This is a genomic window from Paracoccus sp. TRP, from assembly GCF_000185925.1.
In the GTDB taxonomy this organism is placed as follows: domain Bacteria; phylum Pseudomonadota; class Alphaproteobacteria; order Rhodobacterales; family Rhodobacteraceae; genus Paracoccus; species Paracoccus kondratievae.
Map to the genome: position 1 here is coordinate 1 of NZ_AEPN01000086.1, position 5182 is coordinate 5182.

Sequence of the window (5182 nt, forward strand, 5' to 3'; positions counted from 1 at the left end):
GGCTTCGCCATTTGTCAACATGACCTAGATAATCGACTTCCCATCTCGTCGCCCCCGCACGAGTCCGGCGTGTTCCAGTTCCTTGAGATGGAAGGAAATGCGCGATGGCGGCGAATCATCGAGCGCGAGGGCGATGGCACCAGCGGCCATCCCGTCAGCGCCAGCGACCACCAACATGCGGATTATCCGTAAGCGATCCTCGTGAGCCAGCGCGGCGAAGCCCACAAGCGCGTCATTCTCTTCCATAACATTTTAACATTTCACGTTTTATCGAAATGACAATTATACTTGGTGGGCGCGCACGTCAATGTTCTGCACTTCCACCCCGCCAATCATTTCGGCGACAGGGTTTCAATAATCCTGCAATCGGCGACCACGCCGCACCCACACTGGTCGATCATCCTGTCGAGTTCGGCCTTTAGCGCCATCAGATCAGTGATCTTCTTTTCGACCTCTGCACGATGTTCACTGGCGATGGCATCAACAGCCGCGCAGGATTGCCCGCGATTGTCGGAGAGCGCGAGAAGTGCCCTGATCTGGTCGAGCGAAAAACCGAGATCACGCGCGCGCCGGATGAAGCTTAGGCGATTCAGATGATCCGGCTCATAGGCCCGGTAGTTACCGTCGGTGCGTGACGGCTCGGGCAGTAGACCCTTCTTCTCGTAAAACCGGATTGTTTCGACCTTGGTACTGGTTTGCCTTGCAAGATGACCGATCGTCAGAATGGAAGAGTTCATTGAACTACCCTGTAGCGAATACAGGGTTAATGTAGGCCGGATCTGGACGTTTGTCGATCTCGATGGGTAGCCTATTGCGCCGCTCTGGCGCTCTCCACTTCTTCACGCACCAGATCGTAGAGTTGCTGCGGTCCGATGGATCCCAGCGGCCTACTATTCACAAAAAAGGTTGGTGTCTGACGGATATTATTGCTCTGAACATCGGCCAGATCCAGCTCAAGAACCGCATCGATCTCGGCCGAGGACATTTCGCGCCGTGCCTGTTCGGCATTAAGCCCGGCCGCCGCTGCGATCTCCCAGGCTTTCGCAAGGTCGGGTGCACCATGCACGGCCCATTCCGGCTGTCGCGCCAGCAGGGCCTCCAGCACCGGTTCGTAGCGGTCCTGAAGACGAGCCGCTTCCAAAATCCTGACGGCTTCGTCCGATCCCTCATGGAAGGGCGCGTATCGGATGACAAGGCGCGTCTCGCCAGGGAAATTCGCCATGATCTGCTTAACGGCTGGATAAAAAGCTCGGCACGCCTCGCAAGAAGGATCGAAGAATTCCACGATCGTCACCGGCGCATCCGCAGGGCCAATGATTGGTGAATGCGCCCTGGTCATCGCATCACCTTGCGGTGCTGGAACGGGCTGTGCCGAGGTGCTGCCGTAGCGGTCGTAGAGAAAGGCTCCGCCGGCAAAGACGATCAGTGCGACGAGGCCAGTGAAAAGTACGACGGACCGTCTGGTCATGCTGGACGCCTCCGGCGCGCGAGAATGAGAAGAAGGGCAATGCTCAAGAAGGCAACGAGCGACAGGTAGGGGAGCGGCAAAACGCCAAGGATCGTCATATCGGCGCTCGAACAGGATGGGCCGTCTTGACCACAGGGCTCGATGGCGGCGGGAATGATGCCCGCATAAAGCAGGGAGTGGAACGCCGCGATGGCGGCGCCGAGGGTGGTCAATGGAAGCCCGTACCAGGAAACGCTGGTCTCGCCCCGAAAGCTAGCGACAGCCAGAATGACCGCCAGCGGAAACATGAAAGCGCGCTGATACCAGCACAGATTGCACGGCGTCTGTCCCATGATCTCACCAATGAAGAGAGCGCCGAGCGAGGCAGCAAGCGCGATGAACCACGCCAGGAACACGACCGCCCAAGCATTTGCAGTTGTGCCTGCTCCGGCGGTCATAGCACTCCCTTTCGCAGCGTTTCTTTCGTTCCATCAAGCTTTGTATTTCACGCAGGGTTGCACCCTGTACCAGCTACAAGGTCAAGTCTCTTTTGTTGAAGCTGTGCGACGAATTCGCACACGGATCGCCGCACAAAGGTAATCATAGCAAACCGGCCCTTGACCCTGTAGTTGCTACAGGGTCTATCTGCGGTGTCACATCTAATTGGCGAGGTGATACCATGGCGGCTGCGAGCAATTACAGACTACGTGTCGAAGGCATGGACTGCGCCTCTTGCGCGTTGAAAATCGAGACGGCGGTGCAACGCCTGCCGGGCGTTAGCGACATCAATGTCAGCTACGCCAACGAGACGCTTGCATTGCAACTCGATGAAGACCGGACGGTCCTCGGCACCATTGAGCAAAAGATCCGAGCGCTCGGCTACACACCAGTGCTCGAGCAGACCGAGGCAAAGGCGAGCCCACCTCGGAAGCGCATCGCAGAGGCATGGTGGAAAGGCAACAAGGGTCGGCTTGTGCTCCTTACCGGCGCGTTGTTCATCCTTGCCTTCGCCCTCGCGCTTGTCCTGCCCGAATGGGAGCAATGGCTCTATTCGGGCGCTGCATTGATCAGCGTCATCCCGTTCGCGAGGCGGGCGGTCGCCGGTGCGATGTCCGGCTCACCCTTCACTATCGAGACGTTGATGACGGTCGCGGCACTCGGCGCGGTCGCCATCGGCGAGGCCGAAGAAGCTGCTGTCGTGATCTTCCTGTTCGCAGTGGGCGAACTGCTTGAAACCGTGGCGGCAGGCCGTGCGCGGGCAGGCATTGAAGCGCTGATCGATCTCGTGCCCCGGGTCGCGTTCCGCGAGCGTGATGGTGTCATTGAGCAGGTCGCTGCCGAAGAGCTGGCCATTGGTGATGTCGTCGTTGTTCGGCCTGGGGACCGTGTGCCGTCTGACGGCACGGTGATTGATGGTGCATCTGAGGTCGATGAGGCGCCCGTGACAGGCGAATCCATGCCCGTGCTGAAAGAAGCCGGCGCAAACGTCTATGCCGGCAGCATCAATGCAAATGGCGAGTTGCGGGTGTCGATCAGCCATGTCGCGGCCGACAATACCATTGCCCGCATCATCCACATGGTCGAGGAAGCTCAGGAATCAAAGGCCCCGACGGCGCGTATGATCGACCGTTTCAGCCGTTGGTATACGCCGGGCGCGATGGTCGTCGCAGCTCTGATCGTTGTCGTGCCCCCGCTCGCCTTCGGCGGAGACTGGATGACATGGGTGTATCGGGGCCTTGCCACGCTGCTCATTGCTTGCCCCTGCGCACTCGTTATTTCCACGCCGGCGGCCATCGCCTCAGGTCTTGCCGCCGGCGCGCGTCAGGGATTGCTGATCAAGAGCGGTGCGGCGCTGGAAATACTCGGTAAGGTCGTAACTGTTGCCTTCGACAAGACAGGAACGCTGACGCGTGGCCATCCCCAGGTGACGGACATTGTGCCGATCATTGGGGACGAGAATTCCGTCCTTGCCATTGCAGCGGCCGTCGAGCGCAGCACCAGCCATCCTCTCGGGGTTGCAATCGTGGAGGCGGCAAAGGTGCGGGGGCTCGAACTGCCCGTCACCTTCGGGGGCGGCGTTGCCACACCCGGCAAAGCGGTCACAGCGCGGTTGAAGGACGGCTTCGCTTCGGTCGGGTCTCCCCGTCATGCCGCCGAACAGACTGCACTCGAAGAGAACATCGCCGAGGCGATCACCACACTGGAGAGCCAGGGCAAGACGGTCGTCGTGCTTATAAAGGGCAAGAGCATCGAGGGATTGATCGCGTTGCGCGACGAACCGCGCGACGACGCTATCGAAGGTGTGAAGCGACTGACAGATCGAGGTGTGCGCCCTCTGATGCTGACCGGCGACAACAAGCGCACGGCCGACGCCATTGCGGCCCATCTTGGCCTTGAGGCAAGCGCCGAATTGTTGCCCGACGCCAAGCTCGCCGAGATCGGTCGCCTCAAAGCAAATGGCCCGATCGCCATGGTGGGAGACGGTATCAATGACGCGCCGGCGCTCGCAGCCGCTTCCGTTGGCGTTGCCATGGGTGCAGGCACCGACGTTGCTCTGGAGACCGCAGATGCCGCGCTGCTCAGAAACCGGGTGACGGGTGTTGCCGATCTCATCGGGTTGTCACAGGCGACACTCGGCAATATTTGGCAAAATATCGCCATAGCGCTTGGTCTGAAGGCCGTCTTCCTCGTGACGACTCTATTCGGCATTACCACGCTCTGGATGGCGATCCTCGCCGATACGGGCGCTACGGTCCTCGTTACGGCCAGTGCGCTGCGCCTGCTGACCTGGCGCGGCACCCGCGACAAATGAGCTTAAGCAGTGCGCGAAGGCAGGTCGCGGCTTCCACTTCTCGCCAAGAAAGCCGAGGTGTAGTTTATGAATAATCAGTCCAAGGGCAGTGCCACTTCATCCGAGAAGAGCGAACAATGGGCGCTCGCATGGGTGCTTGCGATCAATACGGCCCAGGCAGCCATTGTGGGAGGATTAGGGTGGTGGGCTCAGTCAACAGGATTGATGGGCTCTGCACTCGATAATCTTGGCGATGCCGGTGTCTACGCCATCAGTCTTTTCGTCGTAGGGCGCGGATTGGCGGCGAAGGTTCGCGTTGCTCGGTTGTCAGGTATCCTACTGATTATATTCGCCGGTCTGCTTCTGTTTGAGGTCGGTCGACGCTTCATTACTGGCTCTGATCCAATAGGGCCGGTCATGATCGCCGTGGCGATAGCGAGCGCCCTTACGAATACGGTCTGTATGTGGATTTTAAAATCACATCGGGAAAACGGCGTGCATCTGCAAGCCTCATGGATTTTCACGACAAACGACATGCTCGTGAACTCGGCGATCGCTGTTTCTGGTCTCGCCGTAATTCTTTTCAGCTCGCCCTATCCGGATCTGATCATTGGCCTGGGTGTGGTTGTTGTCGTTGTCAGAAGCGGCTTGGAAATCCTTGAAAAGGCCGGAGAAGCTGGAAACAAAGGAAAATAACATGGCCAACATGCGAGCTCTATCCGCCGCCTTCCTTGCCCTTGCAGTATCGATCTCTCCTGCTGTGGGGCACGACTTCCAGGGTGGTTCGATCACCATCGATCATCCGTGGTCACGCGCGACTCCGCCGATCGCCCCGGTAGCCGGTGGCTATCTGACGCTGACGAACGATGGCGACATTGCCGACCGTCTGGTCTCAATCTCATCACCTCTGTCAGAACGGCATTGCCAAGTTGGGTGATTGTGGG

Annotated in this window: 7 protein-coding genes; 3 read left to right on the top strand and 4 right to left on the bottom strand. The window is 59.0% G+C overall.

Features of this window, described 5'->3' with window-relative positions:
* Window positions 1–24: 24 nt before the first annotated feature.
* The 4 genes from PARACOCCUSGL_RS21080 to PARACOCCUSGL_RS0119530 form a co-directional block, all read right to left on the bottom strand.
* A complete protein-coding gene (locus PARACOCCUSGL_RS21080) occupies window positions 25–246 on the bottom strand; it encodes a helix-turn-helix domain-containing protein (protein WP_010400574.1) in 222 nt (73 codons plus the stop codon).
* Window positions 247–332: 86 nt separating this feature from the next.
* Entirely contained in the window at window positions 333–737 is a 405-nt protein-coding gene (locus PARACOCCUSGL_RS0119520) for a helix-turn-helix domain-containing protein (protein ID WP_010400577.1), read from the bottom strand.
* A 71-nt stretch (window positions 738–808) separates the two neighbouring features.
* The gene (locus PARACOCCUSGL_RS0119525) at window positions 809–1468 is read right to left on the bottom strand and encodes a thioredoxin domain-containing protein (RefSeq protein ID WP_010400580.1); all 660 of its coding nucleotides are present in this window, start codon (window positions 1466–1468) and stop codon (window positions 809–811) included.
* Window positions 1465–1905: a disulfide bond formation protein B gene (locus tag PARACOCCUSGL_RS0119530; protein WP_010400583.1), complete on the bottom strand. Its 441-nt coding sequence runs from the start codon at window positions 1903–1905 to the stop codon at window positions 1465–1467. The genes PARACOCCUSGL_RS0119525 and PARACOCCUSGL_RS0119530 overlap by 4 nt, the downstream gene beginning before the upstream one ends.
* Before the next feature lie 221 nt (window positions 1906–2126).
* Here PARACOCCUSGL_RS0119530 and PARACOCCUSGL_RS0119535 point away from each other — a divergent pair, with 221 nt between their 5' ends.
* The 3 genes from PARACOCCUSGL_RS0119535 (at window position 2127) to PARACOCCUSGL_RS21085 (ending at window position 5175) form a co-directional block, all read left to right on the top strand.
* The gene (locus PARACOCCUSGL_RS0119535; protein WP_029372782.1) at window positions 2127–4259 is read left to right on the top strand and encodes a heavy metal translocating P-type ATPase; all 2133 of its coding nucleotides are present in this window, start codon (window positions 2127–2129) and stop codon (window positions 4257–4259) included.
* 66 nt (window positions 4260–4325) lie between these two features.
* On the top strand, window positions 4326–4934 hold the full coding sequence (locus PARACOCCUSGL_RS0119540; protein ID WP_010400587.1) for a cation transporter: 609 nt from the start codon (window positions 4326–4328) through the stop codon (window positions 4932–4934).
* A gap of 1 nt (window position 4935) precedes the next feature.
* Window positions 4936–5175: a copper chaperone PCu(A)C gene (locus PARACOCCUSGL_RS21085; protein WP_010400589.1), complete on the top strand. Its 240-nt coding sequence runs from the start codon at window positions 4936–4938 to the stop codon at window positions 5173–5175.
* The last annotated feature ends 7 nt before the right edge of the window (window positions 5176–5182 follow it).

Coding starts and splice junctions, on each gene's coding strand:
- PARACOCCUSGL_RS21080 (WP_010400574.1), bottom strand. CDS start 246: ATGGAAGAGAATGACGCGCTTGTGGGCTTCGCCGCGCTGGCTCACGAG.
- PARACOCCUSGL_RS0119530 (WP_010400583.1), bottom strand. CDS start 1,905: ATGACCGCCGGAGCAGGCACAACTGCAAATGCTTGGGCGGTCGTGTTC.
- PARACOCCUSGL_RS21085 (WP_010400589.1), top strand. CDS start 4,936: ATGGCCAACATGCGAGCTCTATCCGCCGCCTTCCTTGCCCTTGCAGTA.
- PARACOCCUSGL_RS0119520 (WP_010400577.1), bottom strand. CDS start 737: ATGAACTCTTCCATTCTGACGATCGGTCATCTTGCAAGGCAAACCAGT.
- PARACOCCUSGL_RS0119525 (WP_010400580.1), bottom strand. CDS start 1,468: ATGACCAGACGGTCCGTCGTACTTTTCACTGGCCTCGTCGCACTGATC.
- PARACOCCUSGL_RS0119540 (WP_010400587.1), top strand. CDS start 4,326: ATGAATAATCAGTCCAAGGGCAGTGCCACTTCATCCGAGAAGAGCGAA.
- PARACOCCUSGL_RS0119535 (WP_029372782.1), top strand. CDS start 2,127: ATGGCGGCTGCGAGCAATTACAGACTACGTGTCGAAGGCATGGACTGC.